General features: G+C 42.9%; 20 protein-coding genes, 1 tRNA gene and 1 pseudogene. 7 read left to right on the top strand and 15 right to left on the bottom strand.

Annotated elements, in window-relative coordinates:
• Positions 1–57: 57 nt before the first annotated feature.
• The gene (gene grxD / locus ICN20_RS04880) at positions 58–366 is read left to right on the top strand and encodes a Grx4 family monothiol glutaredoxin (RefSeq protein WP_216238407.1); all 309 of its coding nucleotides are present in this window, start codon (positions 58–60) and stop codon (positions 364–366) included.
• Between the two features lie 29 nt (positions 367–395).
• Entirely contained in the window at positions 396–1,670 is a 1,275-nt protein-coding gene (rmuC, locus tag ICN20_RS04875) for a DNA recombination protein RmuC (protein ID WP_216238405.1), read from the top strand.
• A 112-nt stretch (positions 1,671–1,782) separates the two neighbouring features.
• On the opposite strand, the gene ICN20_RS04870 is transcribed toward rmuC, so the two are convergent.
• Positions 1,783–2,367 (bottom strand): phasin family protein, encoded by a 585-nt coding sequence (locus tag ICN20_RS04870; protein WP_216238404.1) that lies wholly within the window; start codon positions 2,365–2,367, stop codon positions 1,783–1,785.
• A 196-nt stretch (positions 2,368–2,563) separates the two neighbouring features.
• Here ICN20_RS04870 and ICN20_RS04865 point away from each other — a divergent pair, with 196 nt between their 5' ends.
• Complete coding sequence (locus ICN20_RS04865; RefSeq protein ID WP_216238403.1) at positions 2,564–3,889, top strand: MFS transporter; 1,326 nt, start codon at positions 2,564–2,566, stop codon at positions 3,887–3,889.
• Here the strand turns inward: ICN20_RS04865 and ICN20_RS04860 are convergent.
• Complete coding sequence (locus ICN20_RS04860; RefSeq protein WP_216238402.1) at positions 3,886–6,147, bottom strand: tetratricopeptide repeat protein; 2,262 nt, start codon at positions 6,145–6,147, stop codon at positions 3,886–3,888. The genes ICN20_RS04865 and ICN20_RS04860 overlap by 4 nt on opposite strands.
• Before the next feature lie 45 nt (positions 6,148–6,192).
• Complete coding sequence (locus tag ICN20_RS04855; protein ID WP_216238401.1) at positions 6,193–6,813, bottom strand: glycosyltransferase family 32 protein; 621 nt, start codon at positions 6,811–6,813, stop codon at positions 6,193–6,195.
• A gap of 76 nt (positions 6,814–6,889) precedes the next feature.
• Between ICN20_RS04855 and ICN20_RS04850 the strand changes: the two genes are divergently transcribed.
• Entirely contained in the window at positions 6,890–7,621 is a 732-nt protein-coding gene (locus tag ICN20_RS04850; RefSeq protein WP_216238400.1) for a hypothetical protein, read from the top strand.
• A gap of 95 nt (positions 7,622–7,716) precedes the next feature.
• Here ICN20_RS04850 and ICN20_RS04845 read toward each other — a convergent pair whose 3' ends face one another.
• From ICN20_RS04845 to petA, 8 genes and pseudogenes are all read right to left on the bottom strand, one after another.
• Positions 7,717–8,532, bottom strand: coding sequence for a hypothetical protein (locus ICN20_RS04845; RefSeq protein WP_216238399.1), 816 nt, complete (start codon positions 8,530–8,532; stop codon positions 7,717–7,719).
• 41 nt (positions 8,533–8,573) lie between these two features.
• Positions 8,574–9,395 carry a methyltransferase domain-containing protein gene (locus ICN20_RS04840; protein WP_216238398.1) on the bottom strand — a complete coding sequence of 274 codons (822 nt, stop codon included), beginning with the start codon at positions 9,393–9,395 and terminating at the stop codon, positions 8,574–8,576.
• 79 nt (positions 9,396–9,474) lie between these two features.
• A tRNA-Thr gene (locus ICN20_RS04835) sits at positions 9,475–9,550 on the bottom strand.
• Between the two features lie 23 nt (positions 9,551–9,573).
• Positions 9,574–9,975 (bottom strand): annotated as a pseudogene (locus tag ICN20_RS04830) (ClpXP protease specificity-enhancing factor); the annotation flags it as partial.
• A 29-nt stretch (positions 9,976–10,004) separates the two neighbouring features.
• Positions 10,005–10,616 (bottom strand): glutathione S-transferase N-terminal domain-containing protein, encoded by a 612-nt coding sequence (locus ICN20_RS04825; protein ID WP_216238394.1) that lies wholly within the window; start codon positions 10,614–10,616, stop codon positions 10,005–10,007.
• A gap of 99 nt (positions 10,617–10,715) precedes the next feature.
• Complete coding sequence (locus ICN20_RS04820; protein ID WP_370624525.1) at positions 10,716–11,489, bottom strand: cytochrome c1; 774 nt, start codon at positions 11,487–11,489, stop codon at positions 10,716–10,718.
• 31 nt (positions 11,490–11,520) lie between these two features.
• Positions 11,521–12,921, bottom strand: coding sequence for a cytochrome bc complex cytochrome b subunit (locus ICN20_RS04815; RefSeq protein WP_216238392.1), 1,401 nt, complete (start codon positions 12,919–12,921; stop codon positions 11,521–11,523).
• 10 nt (positions 12,922–12,931) lie between these two features.
• The gene (petA, locus tag ICN20_RS04810; protein ID WP_216238390.1) at positions 12,932–13,534 is read right to left on the bottom strand and encodes a ubiquinol-cytochrome c reductase iron-sulfur subunit; all 603 of its coding nucleotides are present in this window, start codon (positions 13,532–13,534) and stop codon (positions 12,932–12,934) included.
• A 137-nt stretch (positions 13,535–13,671) separates the two neighbouring features.
• On the opposite strand from petA, the gene mscL reads away from it, so the two are divergent.
• From mscL to ICN20_RS04795, 3 genes are read left to right on the top strand one after another with little or no spacing between them, the layout of a single operon-like run.
• Entirely contained in the window at positions 13,672–14,094 is a 423-nt protein-coding gene (gene mscL / locus ICN20_RS04805) for a large conductance mechanosensitive channel protein MscL (RefSeq protein ID WP_216238388.1), read from the top strand.
• Position 14,095: 1 nt separating this feature from the next.
• Positions 14,096–16,327, top strand: a complete 2,232-nt coding sequence (locus ICN20_RS04800; protein WP_216238380.1) for a glycosyltransferase family 41 protein — start codon at positions 14,096–14,098, stop codon at positions 16,325–16,327.
• A gap of 10 nt (positions 16,328–16,337) precedes the next feature.
• Positions 16,338–17,525, top strand: a complete 1,188-nt coding sequence (locus ICN20_RS04795; RefSeq protein WP_216238379.1) for a trypsin-like peptidase domain-containing protein — start codon at positions 16,338–16,340, stop codon at positions 17,523–17,525.
• Between the two features lie 16 nt (positions 17,526–17,541).
• Here ICN20_RS04795 and ICN20_RS04790 read toward each other — a convergent pair whose 3' ends face one another.
• From ICN20_RS04790 to ICN20_RS04775, 4 genes are read right to left on the bottom strand one after another with little or no spacing between them, the layout of a single operon-like run.
• Positions 17,542–18,276, bottom strand: coding sequence for an amino acid ABC transporter ATP-binding protein (locus ICN20_RS04790; RefSeq protein WP_216238378.1), 735 nt, complete (start codon positions 18,274–18,276; stop codon positions 17,542–17,544).
• A gap of 34 nt (positions 18,277–18,310) precedes the next feature.
• Positions 18,311–18,979 carry an amino acid ABC transporter permease gene (locus ICN20_RS04785; RefSeq protein ID WP_216238377.1) on the bottom strand — a complete coding sequence of 223 codons (669 nt, stop codon included), beginning with the start codon at positions 18,977–18,979 and terminating at the stop codon, positions 18,311–18,313.
• A gap of 23 nt (positions 18,980–19,002) precedes the next feature.
• Entirely contained in the window at positions 19,003–19,791 is a 789-nt protein-coding gene (locus ICN20_RS04780) for an amino acid ABC transporter permease (RefSeq protein ID WP_216238376.1), read from the bottom strand.
• Positions 19,792–19,814: 23 nt separating this feature from the next.
• Entirely contained in the window at positions 19,815–20,720 is a 906-nt protein-coding gene (locus ICN20_RS04775) for an amino acid ABC transporter substrate-binding protein (protein WP_216238374.1), read from the bottom strand.
• Positions 20,721–20,797 lie beyond the last annotated feature (77 nt).

Genomic DNA, 20,797 nt, shown 5'->3' with positions numbered 1-20,797 from the left:
TTTTCAAACCGTCTTTGCAATAAGACTGCCGCAATAGAAACTTAGTAGAAAGAATATATGGACACACAAGCTCAAATTAAAGAAATCGTTACCAGCCATCCAGTTGTATTGTTTATGAAGGGCGATGCACAATTTCCACAATGCGGATTTTCTGGGAATGCTGTCAACATCCTGCGCGCTAGCGGTGTTGAAAATCTCCACACCGTGAACGTTTTAGAAGATGCTGGAATTCGCCAAGGAATTAAAGAGTATGCTAATTGGCCAACCATTCCTCAGCTCTATATCAATGGTGAGTTTATCGGCGGCTCTGACATCATGACTGAAATGTTTCAGTCTGGCGAACTCCAAAAGCTCGTTAAAGCTTAAGCAAGTTTATTGCCAAGACTTTTGACGCTGTGACTTTAGACTTAGGTTCACTTCTACTATTTGGCCTGCCATTTGGAGTTTGTGCAGGCCTTTTAGTTTATGCACTGAACTTACGCTCTGCCCTTACACGCTCAGAGCAACAAGCTCAAGCAGAGCTATCCCAAGCTCTCAGCTTACGTACCGAGCGTGACCAAGCATTACAAAATGCAATACGACTAGAAGCCGAGCTGGACTCTGAACGCAAACAAGGTCAAGGTAGGATTGAATCACTGAATGAAGCTAAGGAAGCGCTTACCAATCAGTTTAAAAATTTGGCTAATGAGATTCTGGAAGATAAGTCCAAGCGCTTTACCGAACAAAATGCAACTAGCCTGGATGCCTTACTAAAGCCTTTACAAACTAAGCTCGCAGAATTCAAGGAGCAGGTCAGCACTTCTTACGACAATGAAGCTCGCGAACGCCATGCGCTCAAAAGTGAAATTGAACGCCTTGCCAATCTCAATCTGCGCATGTCTGATGAGACTCGCTCTCTAACAAAAGCATTAAAGGGTGACTCTAAGGTTCAAGGTGACTGGGGAGAATTGGTGCTGGAATCCATTCTGGAATCTTCTGGCTTACGCAAGGGCGAAGAGTATGTCGTTCAAGATAGTCACACCCAAACTGATGGCTCGCGCCTTCAGCCCGATGTAGTTATTAAGCTCCCTGAAGGAAGAAGCCTGGTAGTTGATAGCAAAGTATCCATTACAGCCTATGCTCGTCATGCCGAAACTACCGATACCGTAGTTGCTGAGCAAGAGCTGGCCTCCCATATCCAGTCACTACGTCAGCATATTCATGGTCTATCAGGGAAAAATTACAGCTCACTCTATGGCGTTGGCTCAGTCGACTTTGTTTTAATGTTTGTGCCGGTTGAACCTGCATTCTTACTTGCGTTGAAGACTGCACCAAATCTCTACCAAGAAGCTCTAGCAAAAAATATCGTGCTGGTTTGTCCAAGTACTCTCATGGCTACATTGCGAACAGTAGCGCATCTGTGGAGACAAGATCATCAAAATCGCAATGCCCTAGAGATCGCAAAACAATGTGGCAATCTGTACGATAAATTTGTTGGTTTTGTAGATGATCTAGAGAAGTTAGGCCAACGCCTCGATCAGGCCCAAACGAGTTACCACGATGCGTTCAATAAACTGAAGACCGGCAAAGGCAACCTCATCCGCTCCGCTGAAAAAGTCCGCGAACTAGGTGTAAAGCCCAGCAAAAACCTATCTCCACCCCTGATTGATTCTTCTTCCGACTTTGAATAGCCTGAGTCAGAAGTTAGATTCTGCAATGAAAATACAGGCAAACAAAAACCCCGCCTAGTTCGCACTAAGCGGGGTTTTTTAATTCTGACTACTGAAATCTAAATCTTTTAGCTTAAGCAGATTTACGGCTACGTGATGCAGGTGTAGCAGCCTTCTTCACTTGAGCAATTTGACCTTGTACAGTTTCGATTGCTTGTTCAGCAGTCTTTTCTGCATTAACAAAAGCCTCTTTGCTAGCAGCGCGGAATTGTTCAAAACCTTGCAATGCACTACCGTATACAGTTTTAAATGATGATAAAAAAGCATCAGAACCTGCAGGTGCATTAGCAGTAACTGTATTGAGCCAATCTTGGAAGCCATCTTGCATCTGGTCGATGCTTGCATCCACTACGTTTGAAAATTCTTTATTGCTGTCACGCAATACTTTGCTTACTTTCTTTTGATAAGCAACAGCCTGATTACCAGCAGCTTGCAAAGAATCAGCAGTAAAAATTTCAGTAACTTGCTTTGGGTCTTTAGCTGTCAATACTTGCTGAATACCGTCTTGAGCATTTACCAACGCATCTTTAGAAGCTGCATAGTTCAACTCAGCTAATTTTTGAGCATTTTCTAAAGCAGCTTCGCTCAAAGAAAATGAAGCCTCGAGGCCTTTGCTGTTAATTTGGGACAATTTAGCGGTGATTTGATCTTGGTTCATGTATTTCTCCAGAAATTAAGTGGTACAACTAGTCAATTAAGCGCACGATTTAAGAGATGGAAAACTGTAGATACCTTAAATATTGCACTGCACCATGAAACTGTAACTGAAGGAATAGGGCAAATCAAGAAATTTTTGCTGCTTTGCAACAAATATATCCCTTAAATAAAATAAATTCAATATAATCAATAACTTAATGTCAAAACAGAATAATCATTCCTACCGAAAAGTAGCTATTGCAGCCTGCTTTGGAACCTTTTTGGAGTGGTACGACTTTTTGACCTTTGCGACCCTGGCGGTGGTTTTCGCCCCCCTATTCTTTCCCTCAACTGACCCCAATACAGCCCTTTTAGCGAGTTTGGCGACCTTTGGTGTTGGGATGGTGGTTAGGCCTATTGGAGCTGCTCTCTTTGGCTCTATGGGCGATCGAATTGGCCGTAAGCCCGTCTTCATGATTACCATTGCCCTAATGGGGGTTGCGACCGTGAGCGTCGGCTTTTTACCCACCTATGCCCAAGCAGGAATTTGGGCGCCGATCCTTTTGGTAGCCTTACGCCTTCTTCAGGGGCTGTCTGCTGGAGGAGAGATCGGTGGGAGCGCTGTCTATCTCACAGAACATGCTGGTATTCAGCACAGGGGATTTAAAACGAGCTTCCTACAACTCATGGGTCCGCTTGGCATTCTGTTCTCGACTCTGCAAATTGCCTTGCTCAGAAATTACCTATCGCCAGAAGAATTTCAATCCTGGGGTTGGCGTGTGCCTTTTTGGATTTCCATTGTGTTGTTGTTAATCGCATTTAAAGCACGAATGGCTTTAGAGGAGACACCAGTATTTTTAGAGCTCTCCAAAAACAGTCACAAGATCGAGAATCCATTAATAACTAATTTTCGCGATCCACAAACGCGCAAAAGAATGTTTTTACTATTTTTTTGTATTTCATCTGGTGGTGCCGTTCTTTTTTTCTGTGTACAGGTTTACACCGCAATCTTTTTAAAAACATCCATCAAGTTAGCGCCCGAAATCGTCGACCAACTCAGCCTGTATTCAACGCTCTGCCTATTGCCGCTCACTGTGTTTGCGGGTTGGCTCTCTGATAAGGTGGGACGGAAGGCTGTTGTCGTTAGTGGCCTTATTTTTGGCGCCGCCATTACGATTCCAGCATTTAATGCGCTTCAACATTTAGGCAATACTTATCAACAAACAAGTGACAATGGGGCTCTTCTACTCATTAGTGCAATTCTTGCATCCCTATCTCTTGCACTAGCATTAGTAGTCGGCCCACAAACCGCCTTGTTAGCAGAATTATTCCCGGCTAAGTCGCGCAATAGCGCTGCAACACTTCCTCATAATTTAGCTGCCGGATGGATAGGTGGCTTGCTCCCCCTGATTGTCACTTGGCTAAATCAACAATGGGGAACGGATAAGGCCGGCCTTTGGTATCCGACTATTTTTTTGGCGAGCGCAGGCGTAACAGCGCTCTTTTATTTACCAGAAACCAAAAAGGTTGATCTCAACACTTAAAGTGCCGCGCGCTTCTTTTGCGCAAGATCATTCAAATCAAGCCTTACACGCGCAATGACCTCATCCCAATTACCCGGTTGTTTTTGCTGATAGATTTTTGCTGTTGGATACCAGGGACTATCCTCTCTTCCCCGTAACCAGCGCCAGCAAGAATCGTAGCGATTGAGAATCCATACCGGCTTACCGAGTGCCCCAGCCAAATGTGCTGAAGAGGTATCTACAGAAATAATCAGATCTAAGCAATCCATCAGCGCAGCAGTATCGGAGAAGTCATTGAGTAAATGAACGCAATTAATAAGCTCAGGCCAAACTTGATCTTTTCTGGCGGCTAATTCTGATTCAGCTGGATCACCTTTTTGTAAGCTAAAAAAATCAACCCCAGGAATATCTTTCAACGCTGCGATTTGATCCATTTCAATATTGCGGCGTTTGTTAATGGCCCACAACTCTGGATGCTCAGCCCTAAAGCCGCCATTCCAAATGAGGCCCACGCGAAGATTTTTCTTATCCGAAATCTCTTGCTCATAAGAATTCTTCTGCACTTGATCAACATCTAAATAAGGGATCTGATTAGGAATTGAGTCTAGGCCTGTTTTAAACAACAAAGGCAGACTTAGTAAGGGGGACTGGAGATCAAACCCATCATTCTTGATGTTATTAATAGTAACCAGATTGCAGAATTTTGTTAATCCTTTCAATACACTGAGAAGCGGAGCGGGCACCCCAAATGTAACTTGCGCACCAAGTTCAAAAAGAGGTTTTATATAGCGACAAAACTGTAAGGCATCGCCCAGACCCTGTTCAGACCATATAAGGATCTTTTTGCCCGCAATGCTGTCGAGACTTTCGAGCCTTGGAATATTGGTAAATTGAAACTGAATTGGATTCGACTTAAACCAACGTGCTTCATAATTTTGCCAACCATTTTCATAGTCGCCATAAATTAATTGAAGCAAACCTTTGTGCCAATAAGCATCAACATAATTAGGATTAATCGAAGTGGCTTGATCGAAGCATTGCATGGCTTCTTGGGGGCGATCCATTAAGACTAAAGTGTTACCTTTATTGCTATATGCCTCAGCATAATTTGACTGAAGACCAATCGCTTTATCAAACCAAGTCAACGCATCTTGATAGCGAGTCATCTCATAAAGAACATTGCCCTTATTCATATAAGCTTCGGCATAAGAGGGATCCAACTTAATGGCTAAATCTAAAGCTATCAATGCCTCTTTATGACGGCCCAGTTCCTTAAGAATATTTCCCTTGTTGCTATGAGCTATTGCATAGCCAGGTGTCAGCTGAATAGCCTCATCGATTAATTGAAGTGCTTTTTGATAATCAAACTGGAGCGCAGAAACTACGCTCAAAAAACGAATAATGTTTGGATTTTTGGAATCCAGACAATGTGCTTGCAATAATAATTCTTGAGCCTCGAGAAATTGGTTTTCCTGGATCTTCTTTAATGCATTTGCCACCATCGTCGAAATCGCCTCATCAGAGACGCTCCAACTGCCCAGAATCCCTCGAATAATTTGGGGCCTAATCTCGATCAAATATTCGGAGGGATTAAGCGCCCTATCTCTCTCAAAATCTTTCAATGCATTTTCTAGTGCAACCCCCGAATTAGTGCTATGCATTCCGGATTCAAATCGATCCCTTGCAAAATGCTCAACATAGGAGGTTTTTGATATCTTAAAAGGCAGCCCGATTGCCTTAGGCCACTTCATATCCCATCCATAACTTGATTCATTTAGTACATCCTCATCTAGATAATCAACAATTTTTTGAACCATTGATCTAGTGAGGCACATACTGATGCCGGGACAAGTTTCATAAATATTGAATTGGTCTTCCTGACCTAGAATTCTGCCTTGATGAAATATGGAGTTAAAGAGCCCTACAGGGTGTATTGGCAAAGAAGATTGCTTTTGCACTTCAAACATCTCCCTCAGTCTTGTCGTAAAACTTGGGTCATGTATTGCATCATTGTCTGTTAGATAGAGGAGCTCATAATCGGGATATTTAGTTAAGAAGTCCCGAAAAGTTTGAGCTCTCGATTTTTCAATTCCTTGACGTGCATTGAAACGAACCACCTCATCAGCCAGCCCCCTTAAGAACTCCAGACTATATGCATCTGAGTTGTCATCGTATATGACAATCCTTGTCTCTGAATCGCGCACCAATTGTAGGTTTTGCAAACAAAGCTCGGTAACAATTGGTCGGTTATAGGTTGCAACTGCAATTAAAATTTTCATCGTATATTGGCATGCATAACTTCAAATATCGCCATATCGCAAGATTCAAGTAATGTTGTCATAGCCCTTAGTTGAACCCCAAAGCTGGGTAGCAAAAATATGTCCACTACCTGAATATGTCTTACCAGTAAAATGATCCCTAGAAAAAAAGTGGCTCGGGTATATCGTTAAATCGTACTGGGTTTTATGAAATACATTGGTGAGGTGCACCGGGCCCGTAGTTTTCCATGCATCTTCATTCACAACAGTACTTTTAATTTCTAATTCATGAATACACGCCCCAAAAAAAGGGTTGTTTTTTACAGACCCCATCACCCCTACGCTTATTAGACCTGGGCGCGCAATTTCCTGCTCCCAATATGCAAATGCCTGCGGCATTAAAAGCCAGTCTTCTAGAGGGTTTAAACATATTGAATCTGCATCCAGGGTAATACCGCCCTCCCTGAAAAGAATTTCATACCTCATGAGATCAGCCACTCCACACAATTCTTTTTTGGACATCTCATAAATATGCTTACTATTAATCCACCCATATTGGTCTAATTCTTTATTACCCCAAATTACTATTTCATAATCTGGATTTTTCTCTTTCCAAGTATTTATACAGTGATCAGGACGTTTTGATTCGTCTCCAATCCATACAAAATGTAACTTTTTAGGTATCATAAAATCCAAATATTAAATTAGAAAATTAAATGCTAATTTAACATTATTATCTTCTTTTAAATTAGTGAAAAATATTATGGCAACCTTATCAATTTTTACCTGCGTAATTGGGGAGCCGGAAGCTCTATTGAATACCGCAAATTCAATAGCTCCTTGGTTATCAAATGATGTAGTTTGGATCATTAAATTTTCAGAGAAAACAAGTAAAAATTTTATAGCTAACTTTTCTGGAAAACATATTCAGGTATATCAAGAAAGCGACTCCTCTCTTTATGATGCCCTAAATCAATGCCTCAAAAAATCCTTAACTGATTACTATATGGTTCTGGGGGCTGGAGATACAATACTTCCCGATGGGATGAGTCAGCTAATAAAAGAGCTTTCAAAAAATACTTTCACTCATCATGCTTATCATGCACCGCTACTGGTAGAGCTCTCAAATAATATTTTCAATCCCGCCCCAAATCAAATGAAACATGGCATGAGCTGCCCTCATCCGACTTCAATATTAAAAGTCAAAAATTCTTTAGCCATTGATGGTTTTGATTTGAGCTATAAAATTGCCTCGGATTATGACCATTTAAGTCGATACGCAATTGCCTTTGGGGACGGCCATCTTCTCAATATATCGCCACCAGTCTCTTATATGGGCGGGGGTATATCAGATATTCGTGCCCTAGAGTCCTATATGGAAGCCCTTCTAATAAGGCAACGAATATGGAACATTCCTGATATGAGAATATTCGGAGATTTGCTTAAATTTACGGCTTTACCCATTTCTGAAACAATCGCACAAAATACTCCTTAAAGACTTTTAGTAAAAAATCTAAATACAAATGGAAAAGCAGCTTTATATTTGCAAATAACCTATAGGAATAGTTTTTACTTTTTCAGCCACTCAATTCAAGCTGTCTTTAAGGGAAGAGAGTGATCGGTGTAATCAGTATTTATTAATCTAGGATTAAGAAAAATTCTGCCCCCCGTCTCTCTGATGCCCATATTGAATGGGACGTGCTCACACACCTCACTGCCATTTGCATACAAGCCTACGTACACGCCCATCTTCATGGTGGATTTTTTATAAATTGCAAGCCCTCCAAATGCAGAGTCAACCTCCAACCAATCTAAATGGTTGGGAACCTCAATCATCTTTGAATACACACAAGCATAGGTAAGATCAAGGTGGCGATTGTTAAATTGCGATAAAAATCTATGCTCCAGCCAACAGTCATTTGAACACCAGACCGGATGCCTCAAGGCCCAAATATCGTAATAAGGTCCCTTTTGATTGGCTGTAACGACATCCCAGTCATCCCTTTCCCAGCAACTAAGAATTGCCTCTTCAGACAACAGGGAATTGGTGTCGTCTAGGTCAGAAACTATCACATACTTTACTTGCTGATATAGCGGATTATTCAAAATTTCCTGTCGATATACATTGCGACAAAAGGCTAAACGCTCAGTTCTCTGGGGCATTTTTTCGTTCAAATTGCCTTGAGATAAATATCTAAAACGAGGAACTCTTTCTGAAATATCTCTTAATAACTGCTCGGTACCATCAGTGCTATCTGACTCAACCAATAGCCAATGAACTTCAGAAAATTTTGACAGTGCCTTGCTTAATACTGCAATATTGGCCTCGAGAGTAGCCACTCCGTTCCGGATTAAACCAACAACCATAATTGGTGCATCAAGTAAGCTCTGGTCTACATGCTTCATAATTTTTCGAACATTTAGATCGCCCTTTTGGGGCAGTTTTATTAAGAATTAATGGAATTTAAATTCTTCAGCATCAGATGATCTTGAATTGCGTATTTATAACCATTTGCTAACATTTGATTCAAAAAATTTGGCACTGAACTATTTAGCGCTTCCTGGAAGTCACTTGTAAGGACCCAAGAACCCTGAACAAATAATTTTTCAAAGAAATTAGGGTTAAAGAAAACAATAAACCCATTTATATAAGTAGCTAACATATTGTTACGTTTAGCTAAATATTCGACACCCTTTGGTGAATAAAAGAAAATATGTTGTCCATGGTCAACCGCCAAATAATCCCACCCCTCGTCTACAGTCTCCAATAAATTAGTTTGCATCACCAATAAATCTGGGTGATGCGAAAAAATTTCATCGAAATATTTCAATGGGTGATCAAAATGCTCTGCCACCTCACATAAATTAACTACTGTCGCGCCTTCTAGAGTATCTGTATGAAACCCCATGGACAGTCGAGGTGCCGAGTAAGAATCAAAACCCCAGGCATCGACTCCAATATCTCTCATAAACCTTGTTAATAAACCTGAGCCGCAGCCATAGTCAATAAGACGGCAACCCAATAGATCTAGATGAGTAAGGATTGCCTTGAGAAATACAGCGTTATGAAACACTCTAACCAGCTGTCCAGTATCGAACTTCTCATTTAGTGGATCATAGGCTTCCTCTAGCCAATATGGCTCTTCAGTTTGTAGAGAACCACAATTCTCACAGAGGTAATAGCCTATCTTATGCTTGGAGAGAATTTTTTTACTAAATGAAAATTTAGAAATACCCTCGCATAGTCGACACTGAATATTTTCAGTCATTTCAAGTGCAATTGAGAGAGTTCAGCATAGGTATGACTATGATTAATATGTCAGGGATCTTAAGACTGAAAATTGTTGGTGGTGCCCCTTGTCCGACTCGAACAGACCACCTACTGATTACAAATCAGTTGCTCTACCAGATGAGCTAAAGGGGCACGGATAATATTTTAACCTATTTCACAATCTTCAAGGAAGGTCTTGGGGTTTTTGGCTTTTCAGGGGCTTGATCTGTTGAGTCAGCGATATGGAGATCTCGGACTTGGGCTGGATCAAACGGGAAGGACATACCCTGACCGTTCTCCCTGGCATAAATAGCAAGAACATGGCTAACTGGGACCATAATTTTCCGAGGAACACCCCCAAACCTTGCCTGAAAGCTTATCCAATCGTTTTCCATCTGCAACTGATGGCAGGCCTCTAAGGCGAGGTTCAAAACAATCTCATCGTTCTTCACAAACTCCATGGGAACCTCTACCCTAGCGTCTACAAAAACAGCTATGAAGGGCGTAAAACCAAAATCCGTGCACCACTGGTGTAGGGCACGGATCAGATAGGGTTTGTTGCTTGGAACGTCAGACATACTGACTAATAATGAACCGCTAGGAAAGCTTAGCGGCGCATTACCTTCTCAGAAGGTGTCAAAGCCTCAATGTAAGCAGGTCTGCTAAAAATACGCTCAGCGTATTTTAGGAGGGCAGCAGCATTACGAGAAAGATCAATGCCATAGTGCTCAAGACGCCACAACAAAGGCGCAATGGCAACATCCAACATGGAGAATTCATCACCCAACATGTACTTATTTTTTACAAAAATAGGCGCCAGTTGAGTCAAGCGGTCACGAATTGCTAAGCGTGCTTTTTCATGAGTCTTTTCAGCCGCTTTACCTTTTTCATTTTCCAGAGCAGCTACGTGCACAAACAATTCTTTCTCAAAATTGAAGAGGAAGAGACGTGCACGTGCACGAGCTACTGGATCAGGCGGCATTAATTGAGGGTGAGGAAAACGCTCATCAATATATTCATTGATGATGTTTGACTCATACAAAATTAAATCGCGCTCAACCAAAATAGGAACTTGGCCATATGGGTTCATGACTGAAATGTCTTCGCCCTTATTAAACAAGTCGACGTCACGGATTTCAAAATCCATGCCTTTTTCAAAAAGCACCAAACGGCAGCGTTGCGAGAATGGGCAATTAGTACCCGAGTACAACACCATCATAAATTTATTTCCTTAAATTTCTACTTCAATACAACAAACGCACAACAGCGTTAAATCATTTCACTAAAGGGTCCTAACATCAGGACCCATCAAATCTGATTAGTGAACGTCTTTCCAATAGGCTTTATTCAAGCGCCAGGCCAAGAGGGTGAAGATAGCCAAGAACAAGAGCACCACTACGCCAAGACGCTTGCGCTCTAACTGCACTGGTTCAGCCATCCATGACATGAAGGCAACTAAGTCGGCGATGTTGTCGTCGTACTCTTCTGTTTTCATGGTGCCTGGAGTTAACTGCTCAAAACCTACAAATACCTTCTCCATTCTGCCTTCATCATGCGGATCTTTACGCTCCTCAAACTTAGCAGCACGCTCACCCTGCAATTGCCAGAGTACGTGTGGCATACCAACGTTTGGATAAACTAAATTATTCCAACCAGTTTGGGTAGTGTCATCTTTGTAGAAAGTACGGAAGTAGGTATAGAGCCAATCGGTTCCACGAGCACGAGCCTCAACTGATAAATCAGGCGGGTTCTTACCAAAGAAAGCTTTACCTTCTTTTGGCGTCATGGCGATAGTCATCAAATCACCCACTTTGGCATCAGTCAAAATGAGGTTGTCTTTGATTTGTTGATCAGTCAAGCCAATATCGCGCAAACGGTTGTAACGCATGCTTGAGGCCGCGTGGCAGTTCAAGCAGTAGTTCACAAATAACTTAGCGCCGTTTTGCAGTGAGGCATTGTTACTAACGCGATTAGGGGCTTGATCTAAAGGAAAGCCACCTTCATTTGCATTGGCACTTATGCCAAAGCTCAGGGCCGCAACCAATACTGTTGCTTGGCAGACGCCCATCAAAGTTTGCAGAATTCGTTTCATACTAGTTCCTAGTTTCTCTGTGGTATCTGAATTAATGGGACTCAAAAGTAACGCGCGTTGGAACTGGCTTGAATTTACCAAGCGTGCTCCAGAACGGCATTGCCAAGAAGAAGCCCAGATAATAAATAGTGCATACCTGAGAAATCTTTTCAAATACTGGTGAAGGTGGCTGAATGCCTAAGTAACCCAAGATCACAAAGCTCACCACAAACACGCCATAAATATATTTATGGAACTGTGGGCGATAGCGAATGGATTTCACTGGTGAATGATCAAGCCAAGGCAAGAAGAACATGATCACAACAGAACCGCCCATGATCACGACACCCCAGAACTTAGCATCAAACAAGAAGAAGCCGCCAGCCAATCCCAAAGCGATTGCAGCGCATGCGCCCTTAACCTTGAGATCTTTACTCTTCAGAGCAAACATTCCCAGAATGACTGCAAGGAAAATCCACAGAGGCAACAAGAAGTTCGTGGTAGTTGCACGCAACATGGAGTAGAACGGTGTGAAATACCAAACCGGAGCAATGTGTGCAGGTGTTTGTAATGGATTTGCAGGGATGAAGTTATTTGCCTCAAGGAAATAACCGCCCATCTCTGGAGCAAAGAACACGATGCAAGCAAAAATCATCAAGAAACCGCCCAAGTACATCACATCATGCACGCTGTAGAAAGGGTGGAATGGAATGCCATCTACTGGATGACCATTCGCGTCCAAGTTCTCTTTGATTTCAACACCATCAGGATTGTTTGAACCAACTTCATGGAGCGCCAAAATATGGGCCGCTACCAAGCCAACTAATACCAATGGGATTGCAATGACGTGGAATGCGAAGAAGCGGTTCAGAGTTGCATCACCCACAACATAGTCACCGCGCAACCATAAAGATAGGTCAGGACCAATAAATGGGATTGCAGAGAACAAGTTCACGATTACTTGAGCACCCCAGTAGGACATCTGGCCCCATGGGAGCAAGTATCCAAAGAAGGCTTCGCCCATTAAGCACAAGAAAATTGCGCAACCGAAAATCCAAATCAATTCACGTGGCTTGCGATAAGAACCGTAGATCAAACCACGGAACATATGCATATACACAACCACAAAGAATAAAGAAGCGCCTGTGGAGTGCATGTAGCGAATCATCCAACCCCACGGAACTTCGCGCATGATGTATTCAACTGACTCAAAAGCCTTTGCAGCATCAGGCTTGTAGTTCATGGTTAAGAAAATACCAGTCAGTATCTGGTTAACCAAAACTACGATTGCCAACGCGCCAAAAATGTAGAAGAAATTTAAATTCTTCGGCGCGTAATACTCACTCATGTGACGCTTAAATGCTTCAGTTACCGGTAGACGTGAGTCAACCCACGCCATTAGCTTCTGGGCTGCGGATGCGTCTGCTGGGACTTGTTTTTCTTGGAATGCCATTTATCTCTCCTTAGGCCTTCTTATCGTCGCCGATCAGAATCTTGGTGTCGCTCAAATACATATGCGGCGGCACTTCAAGATTGTCTGGGGCTGGTTTGTTCTTAAACACACGGCCTGCCATGTCAAATGTAGAGCCATGACATGGGCAAAGGAAGCCACCTGGCCAAGTATTTGGCAAGGAAGGCTGAGCACCAGCTTCAAATTTCGGCGTTGGTGAGCAACCTAAATGCGTGCAGATGCCAACCACTACTAGGTACTCAGGCTTAATTGAGCGCCACTGGTTCTGGGCGTAAGGAGGCGTAAATTGTGATGGATCACGCAAGGAATTTGGATCAGCCAATTCGTTATCAATTTTTGATAACTCAGCCACTTGTTCAGGCGTGCGACGAACTACCCAAACTGGCTTACCGCGCCACTCAACCATTCTCATCTCATCTGGCTGCATGCCAGTGATATCAATTTCAACAGCTGCTCCAGCGGCTTTTGCACGCTCAGAAGGCTCAAAACTGTCAATAAAAGGGTACAGGGCTGCGGCTGCTCCTACGCCTCCAACCGCCGATGTGGCGATCAACCAGTTACGGCGATCCTTGTCCATACAGGGCTTGTCACTCATTTACAAAATTCCTAGAAAGGGTATTTATGGGTGGAAATTGCTTAAAGGTAGGATTTTAAAGTAAAAAGTGGGGTAAGCAAGAAAGTTATGGGGTTAATCTTGGGTTAATCGGCATCTAAATTCAAAGGAGGGCATTTATGAGCGTTTTAAAGGAGTTTCGGGACTTTGCCGTTAAAGGCAATGTGATCGATTTGGCGGTCGGCGTCATTATTGGCGGGGCTTTTGGGAAAATCGTGGATTCCCTGGTAAATGACATCGTTATGCCCGTTATTTCGACCCTTTTAGGGGGTCATATCGACTTTACTAACCTTTTTATCGTCCTAGGCCATGTCCCAGAAGGGGTACCCAGAACCTTTGACGCCCTCAAAAAGGCCGGGGTGCCCATTTTTGCCTACGGCAACTTCATCACCATTTCCATTAACTTCATCCTTTTGGCCTTTGTCATCTTCCAAATGGTCAAAGTGGTTAATAAGATCCGCTTGATGGACGTTCCCCCTGCCCCACCCGTTCCCGAAGATGTTGTACTGCTTCGCGAAATTCGTGACAGCCTAAAAAAATAATTTGTCTAGCAATTCTCATCAAGCTGAACGCGAGCAATCTCAACTCATTTGTCAAAATGGTTTGAGATTGCTGCAACAAGGAAATCTAGAAGAAGCGGATAAACTTTTTCTAGAGGCGCACTTACTCGATGCAGAAAATATTGATGCATTAAATCTTCTGGGTATTCGCTCATATCAAAAATCTGAACTTCAAAATGCGCTGAATTTTCTGAATAGTGCAAATCATATTGCACCAAATTCAGCACAAACTTTAAGTAACCTTGGACTTGTGCACAATGCACTTTTTGATTTTCAATCAGCACTCGAATGCTTTGATTTAGCCATTACCAGCAATCCAAATATTCCAGAGACGCATAACAATCGTGGTATTGCTTTAAAAGGATTAAACAGAAACCAAGAGGCTGTAAACGCCTACCAGCATGCCCTCGCACTGCGCCCTAACTATGCTGAAGCATTAAGCAATCAGGGCGTGATTCTTTTGGAAGAAGGTAATCCCAAAAAAGCAATCCCTCTTTTTGAGCAAGCTATCGAAGCCAACCCAAACTTAGCGACTGCCTACAATAATCTTGGCAATGCACTCACTCAATTAGATGCTTACGAGAGCGCCTTTCAATGTTTCGAACGTGCTTTACAAATTAACAGCAGATACTTAGATGCTTGTTTAAATTTTGGTAATAGCTTAAAGAAAGCCAAGCAGTTTAGCGCTGCTATTGATTGCTATCAACACGCGCTTAAAATAAATCCCGAGCATGCAAAAACATTTTTTCTACTCGGAGAGATTTACTACGACAGCGGTGATTGCGATCTAGCAAAAACATACTATGCAAAATCTTTAACTCTAGATCCCTCTAATTTATTAACTCAATTTGCCTTAACCATTGCCCAAATTCCAAAGGTCTACAAAAACGAGCAGGAAGTACTGGCCTCTAGAGCCTCTTTCTCCAATCAGCTTGGGCATTTACAAGCCAATAGTCATCAAAGTTGCAGCTTTGATGAAATTTTGAATATCCTGAAACGTCACCCTTTTTACCTTGCCTATCAAGATGAAAATAATGAGCCCCTGCTCTCTCAATATGGGGCACTTTGCTCTAAGCAAGCTTTAGCTATTCAAGATCACTTCAGAAACATCACACAAGCTCCGAAGTCGAAAGGCAAAATACGCATCGGCATTGTGAGCCATTTTTTCTGCAACCATCCTGTGTGGCATGCCATCACCAAAGGATGGGTAAACCACCTCAATCCAGATCAATTTGAAATTAATCTTTTTAATACCAATGGTCTAGAAGATGCAGAGACTGATTTTGCCAAATCAAAAACGGCAAATTACATCAACTGCACCAACTCCATCGAGCGTGCCGCTCAAACTATCATCGCGCAAAATCTTGATCTATTGCTCTACCCAGAAATTGCCATGGATACGACTAGCAAAGCCCTCGCCTGCCTGCGATTAGCGCCAGTGCAGGCAGTGAGCTGGGGACATCCTGAAACGACTGGTCTTGAGACGATTGATTTTTATCTATCAGGACAGATGTTAGAACCCAATAGGGGTGAAGATTTTTATAGCGAACAGTTAGTTCGGCTTCCGAATCTGGGAACGTATTTTGAGAATGAGATCGTTAAGCCAATCACACCAAATCTTGCCGCTCTTGGCATAGATCCGTCACTGCCTATCCTGTTATGCGCTGGATCGCCCTCTAAATACAATCCAAATGACGACTCTGTATTTATAGAAATCGCTAAACGGGTTGGTCAGTGCCAATTCATCTTCTTTAACTTTGATGAAAATCTCACCGCCATTTTGAAGGAGCGCCTACAACTTGCATTTTCAGATGCGCAACTTGATGCCAAGGCATTTTTACGGTTTATCCCCTTTCTCAAAAAAGAAGAGTTTCATGGATTAATGCAAAAGGCAGACCTATACCTAGACACCATCGGGTTTTCAGGATTCAATACTGCCATGCAAGCGATTACATGTGACTTACCCATTGTCACCATAGAGGGTAAAAGAATGCGGGGGCGCTTAGCTAGCGCAATTCTGAATCAAATTGGGCTTGAAAATTTGGTATGCCAAACCAATAATGGCTACATTGATTTAGTAGTAGAGTTACTTCAGAATCGAGACCGACTGAACGCTTATAGAGATCAGATTGCAAAATCTAAAGCCATTTTGTTTAACGACCTAGAGCCTATTAAAGCATTAGAAAATTTTCTGATTCAACAGACCCGAAAATAAAGCGCGCCCAATGAACTCATCCTTTCAAAAATATTGGCTCCTATTTGCGCAAGCCATCACCATTTTGCTTGCAGCATTATTTATTGTCGCCACCTTAAAGCCAGAGTGGCTTTCAACATCTAGAGTTGGCTCTTTGGTAGACACCGTCTCTTTAAAAGAAAGTAATTACGACGGCCAACTCAGTCCAGGCTCATATCATGAGGCTGTTAAGCGTTCTATGCCTGCCGTTGTCAACATTTTCACGAACAAAGTTTCTGCCAAACCGAAGACCCGTAAGAGTGGTGGACCAAATTCTGCAGATCCCTTATTTAAATTCTTCTTTGGAGATCAACCTCCAGAAGAAGAGCCAAGCTCGAGCTTGGGGTCTGGAGTTTTGGTAAGCCCCGAAGGCTATATTTTGACTAACCATCATGTGATTAGCGATGCGGATGATATTGATGTTGCCTTGTCTGATGGCCGGAAGGTAAAGGCGCAAGTGATTGGCAGTGACCCAGAAACAGATATTGCTGTCTTAAAAATCGATGCAAAGCAATTGCCCATTCCCATCACTCTTGGAAAAGTCGAGTCAGTACATTTAGGCGATGTCGTTCTTGCAATTGGTAACCCATTTGGAGTTGGTCAAACAGTGACCTCGGGAATAGTTTCTGCATTAGGTCGTGATCATGTAGGCATCAATACCTTTGAGAATTTCATCCAAACGGATGCCGCCATTAATCCAGGTAACTCTGGAGGCGCACTGATTGATACGCGCGGTAATCTCATAGGAATTAATACCGCCATTTATTCAAATAACGGCGGGTCAATGGGTATTGGCTTCGCAATCCCAGTCAACCTAGCCAAGCAGGTCATGGAGTCTATTCTGGCTAATGGTAGTGTCACCAGGGGTTGGATTGGAGTAGAACCACAAAACCTCTCAAAAGAGCTCTCAGAGTCTCTGGGGCTGCCTGCCAATACGGTTGGCGTTGTCTTATCAGGCGTTCTTGAGGGTGGACCTGCTGCACGTGGCGGCGTAAAACCGGGAGATGTGTTAATCGCCGTAAATGGCAACTCCACCAAAGATGTCCGCGGACTTCTGAATCAGGTCGCTCAAATCAGTCCCGGCAACCAGGCAAAGCTTACTATTTTGCGCAAAGGCAAAGAATTGGAGTTAACAGCCCAAGTTGGCAAGCGCCCTAGACCCAAGCAACAGGCAAATTAAATTCGTTAATCTGAAATTAATTCGCGAGGATCTTTGATAAGAATTCTTTAGCCCTTGGGGAGCGGGCTTCAGGAATATCAAAAAACTCGGACTTGCTGCAGTCTTCAACAATACGGCCTTGATCCATAAAGATCACGCGATGACTCACTTTTCTTGCAAAGCCCATCTCGTGGGTAACGCAACACATTGTCATGCCTTCATTAGCAAGCTTGATCATCACGTCCAAAACTTCTCCGACCATCTCTGGGTCTAGCGCAGAAGTAGGCTCATCAAAGAGCATCACAATAGGATCCATACTTAGTGCTCTAGCAATGGCAACCCGTTGTTGTTGTCCCCCTGATAACTGACCAGGAAATTTATCTTTTTGAGCGCTCAGACCAACACGCTCTAAGTACTTTAAGCCATGCGCCTTGGCATCAGTGGCGGAGCGGCCCAATACCTTCATTTGTGCAAGAGTGAGGTTTTCAGTAATGCTGAGGTGCGGGAAAAGCTCAAAGTGCTGAAATACCATGCCAACCCTTGAGCGCAATTTAGGTAAATTGGTTTTAGGATCATGCAAATCAATACCATCAACTGAAATCTCTCCAGCCTGAAAAGGCTCAAGTGCATTTATGGTTTTAATCAGAGTTGATTTTCCAGAACCAGAAGGTCCACAAATAACAACCACCTCACCTTTTTTAATTGAGGTAGAGCAATCCGTTAGCACCTGGAAAGAGCCGTACCATTTAGAAACGTTTCTAAGTTCTATCATGATGAATTATTTGTTTAGCATTCGATTAACAAGATTAGCGAATGATCGCCACTTTGGCCTGAATAAGACGCACTACTTTTGACAGCGAGAAGCAAATCAGGAAATAAGTTACGGCCGCCAGTAAATACGTTTCTATCGGGCGCCCATAGTTCTTACCTGCAATTTCAAAGCCCTTCAATAAGTCGTATGCTCCAATTGCATAAACCAAAGAGGTGTCCTGAAACAAAATGATGGTCTGTGTCATGAAGACTGGGATCATGTTGCGGAAAGCTTGAGGAAGAACTACTAGCCTCATGTTCTGACCGTAAGTCATACCGAGTGCTTCACCTGCATAAGTTTGACCTTTGGGTACTGACTGAATTCCTGCTCTCACAATCTCCGAGAAAAAGGCTGCTTCAAAGGCAATAAAAGTAATGGTTGCCGACAAATCTGCCCCGATCGGCCTGCCTATCAGCATTGGAATGAGCAAGAAGAACCAAAGAATGACCATTACCAGCGGAATGGATCGCATGATATTGACATAAAAAGTCGCGGGATAAACTAACGCCGGCTTTCCAGATAGTCGCATTAAGGCCAAAAAGGTTCCCGCTATGATTCCGCCTACAGTAGCGATCACTGTCAGCTGAACGCTAAAGAGAAGACCCTTCAGAATGTAATTGGTAAAGAGTTCCCAGTTATAAAAACTTAAATCTAAACTCAGCATATTGCCACCCATATTAGAAGCATTTAATGAGCTCCCGTATCGTTACTAGGGGCAATAAAACCCGGAATTCTGGTGCGTTTTTCTATATAAGACATCACTCGATTTACCGAGAAAGCTGAAAGGGCATACAAAAGGGTTACTGCTAAGTAAATCTCCACTCCGCGCGATGTTTCTTCTTGTGCCTGCATCGCAAATAAGGTGAGCTCTGGCACTGACACCGCAAAAGCAACCGAAGAGTTTTTAATAATGTTCATACTCTCCGAAGTCAGCGGAGGCAGGACGATACGTAAGGCCATTGGCAAGATAACGTAGCGATAGGTTTGCGGTGTAGTCAGCCCCAGGGCCGTAGCCGCTGCTCGTTGGCCACTAGGAAGAGAATGAATCCCTGCCCTTACCTGCTCGGCAATACGTGCCGAAGTAAAAAATCCCAGTGCAATACTTACAAGCCAATAGGATGGTAGTGCCTTTAAGGGTAAAACAAACGCAGGAATGACGTGGTACCAAAGAAATACTTGAACCAACACAGGAATATTTCTAAATAACTCAACCCAGGCCGTTGATAGCGCTACAAGTGATCTACTGAGCCTGCCTGTATCCGGCAGAGTTCGTAGCGTACCCATCACAGCACCCAGAACCATGGCGATAACCAATGCTAGGCTCGAGACCGCCAATGTCCAGCCCCATGCTTTAAAAAGCCAGTCTAAATAGCTAGGGTCAGCGTTTTGTCCGAGCCCCAATAAAGCGGAGAAGCAGTGATCAACCGCTTCTCCATCTAAGGTGCTCTTACAAAAGACACCTAAGTCTAATGACATAGTAGAAACTTATTTGTATTGGATTATTTCTTGTTGTAGTCTTCAGCTGGCTTGTCATTCAAGTTTGCCCAAGCATTTTTAGTTGCTGGAGAAAGCTCGAGACCAACCACAATATTCTTAGGTGGAATTGGTGACAAGAACCACTTGTTCCATAAACCAGGCATTTTGCCATTTGCAACAATCTTAGCGATTGCAGCATTTACAGCGGCTTTAAATTCTGGGTCATCCTTACGGACCATAATTGCAATAGGCTCTGTACTCAGCACTTCACCAACAATTTTGAAATCTTTTGGATTTTTTGAGTTGGCAATATTACCCGCCAAAATAGATCCGTCCATTACAAAAGCATCGGCACGGCCAGATTCCAAGAGCAAGAAGCTGTCAGCGTGGTCCTTACCAAATACTTCATCAAAATTGACGCCAGTCGCTTTTTCATTCTTACGCAATAACTGTACAGAAGTAGTGCCAGTAGTGGTAGCTACCTTCTTGCCATTGAGTTGAGCAATTGAAGTAATACCGGAGTTCGCCTTCACTGCAATGCGCACCTCTTCCACATACAGCGTATTAGCAAAACCAACATCTTTAGCTCGGCTTACATTGTTAGTTGTTGTGCCGCACTCGATATCAACGGTGCCATTTTGTACTAAAGGTACACGGTTTTGAGATGTAACTGGCTGGTAATTAATGCGCAGAGTACTCATGCCTAATTTATCTTTAATGTCGCCCAGGATCATGCGGCAAATTTCAACATGGTAGCCATCAAAGCGACTATCACCAGTGGTATAGGACATTGGGATGGAGGATTCGCGCACGCCCATTGTTACAGCACCGCTTGATTTAATTTTGTCCAACGTTGGGGATGCTGCCATTACATTTGCTGATACAACAAACATTGCTGCTGACAAATATGCCAAAGATTTGAGCTTCATTGAATATCCTTTTGTTAATCAAAATTTAGCGGTTATCGCAAAATCATTAATAAATTTGATAATACACTTTTCCACAT

Source organism: Polynucleobacter sp. JS-Polo-80-F4 (genome assembly GCF_018881965.1).
Lineage (GTDB): Bacteria > Pseudomonadota > Gammaproteobacteria > Burkholderiales > Burkholderiaceae > Polynucleobacter.
Note: the sequence above shows the minus strand (reverse complement) of the source record. Positions and strands in the feature narration are given on the sequence as shown.

What these genes read in the sequence shown, in the direction of transcription:
- grxD (WP_216238407.1), top strand. Translation starts at nt 58, where the DNA reads ATGGACACACAAGCTCAAATTAAAGAAATCGTTACCAGCCATCCAGTT.
- ICN20_RS04870 (WP_216238404.1), bottom strand. Translation starts at nt 2,367, where the DNA reads ATGAACCAAGATCAAATCACCGCTAAATTGTCCCAAATTAACAGCAAA.
- ICN20_RS04865 (WP_216238403.1), top strand. Translation starts at nt 2,564, where the DNA reads ATGTCAAAACAGAATAATCATTCCTACCGAAAAGTAGCTATTGCAGCC.
- ICN20_RS04860 (WP_216238402.1), bottom strand. Translation starts at nt 6,147, where the DNA reads ATGAAAATTTTAATTGCAGTTGCAACCTATAACCGACCAATTGTTACC.
- ICN20_RS04855 (WP_216238401.1), bottom strand. Translation starts at nt 6,813, where the DNA reads ATGATACCTAAAAAGTTACATTTTGTATGGATTGGAGACGAATCAAAA.
- ICN20_RS04850 (WP_216238400.1), top strand. Translation starts at nt 6,890, where the DNA reads ATGGCAACCTTATCAATTTTTACCTGCGTAATTGGGGAGCCGGAAGCT.
- ICN20_RS04845 (WP_216238399.1), bottom strand. Translation starts at nt 8,532, where the DNA reads ATGAAGCATGTAGACCAGAGCTTACTTGATGCACCAATTATGGTTGTT.
- ICN20_RS04840 (WP_216238398.1), bottom strand. Translation starts at nt 9,395, where the DNA reads ATGACTGAAAATATTCAGTGTCGACTATGCGAGGGTATTTCTAAATTT.
- ICN20_RS04825 (WP_216238394.1), bottom strand. Translation starts at nt 10,616, where the DNA reads ATGATGGTGTTGTACTCGGGTACTAATTGCCCATTCTCGCAACGCTGC.
- ICN20_RS04820 (WP_370624525.1), bottom strand. Translation starts at nt 11,489, where the DNA reads ATGAAACGAATTCTGCAAACTTTGATGGGCGTCTGCCAAGCAACAGTA.
- ICN20_RS04815 (WP_216238392.1), bottom strand. Translation starts at nt 12,921, where the DNA reads ATGGCATTCCAAGAAAAACAAGTCCCAGCAGACGCATCCGCAGCCCAG.
- petA (WP_216238390.1), bottom strand. Translation starts at nt 13,534, where the DNA reads ATGAGTGACAAGCCCTGTATGGACAAGGATCGCCGTAACTGGTTGATC.
- mscL (WP_216238388.1), top strand. Translation starts at nt 13,672, where the DNA reads ATGAGCGTTTTAAAGGAGTTTCGGGACTTTGCCGTTAAAGGCAATGTG.
- ICN20_RS04795 (WP_216238379.1), top strand. Translation starts at nt 16,338, where the DNA reads ATGAACTCATCCTTTCAAAAATATTGGCTCCTATTTGCGCAAGCCATC.
- ICN20_RS04790 (WP_216238378.1), bottom strand. Translation starts at nt 18,276, where the DNA reads ATGATAGAACTTAGAAACGTTTCTAAATGGTACGGCTCTTTCCAGGTG.
- ICN20_RS04785 (WP_216238377.1), bottom strand. Translation starts at nt 18,979, where the DNA reads ATGCTGAGTTTAGATTTAAGTTTTTATAACTGGGAACTCTTTACCAAT.
- ICN20_RS04780 (WP_216238376.1), bottom strand. Translation starts at nt 19,791, where the DNA reads ATGTCATTAGACTTAGGTGTCTTTTGTAAGAGCACCTTAGATGGAGAA.
- ICN20_RS04775 (WP_216238374.1), bottom strand. Translation starts at nt 20,720, where the DNA reads ATGAAGCTCAAATCTTTGGCATATTTGTCAGCAGCAATGTTTGTTGTA.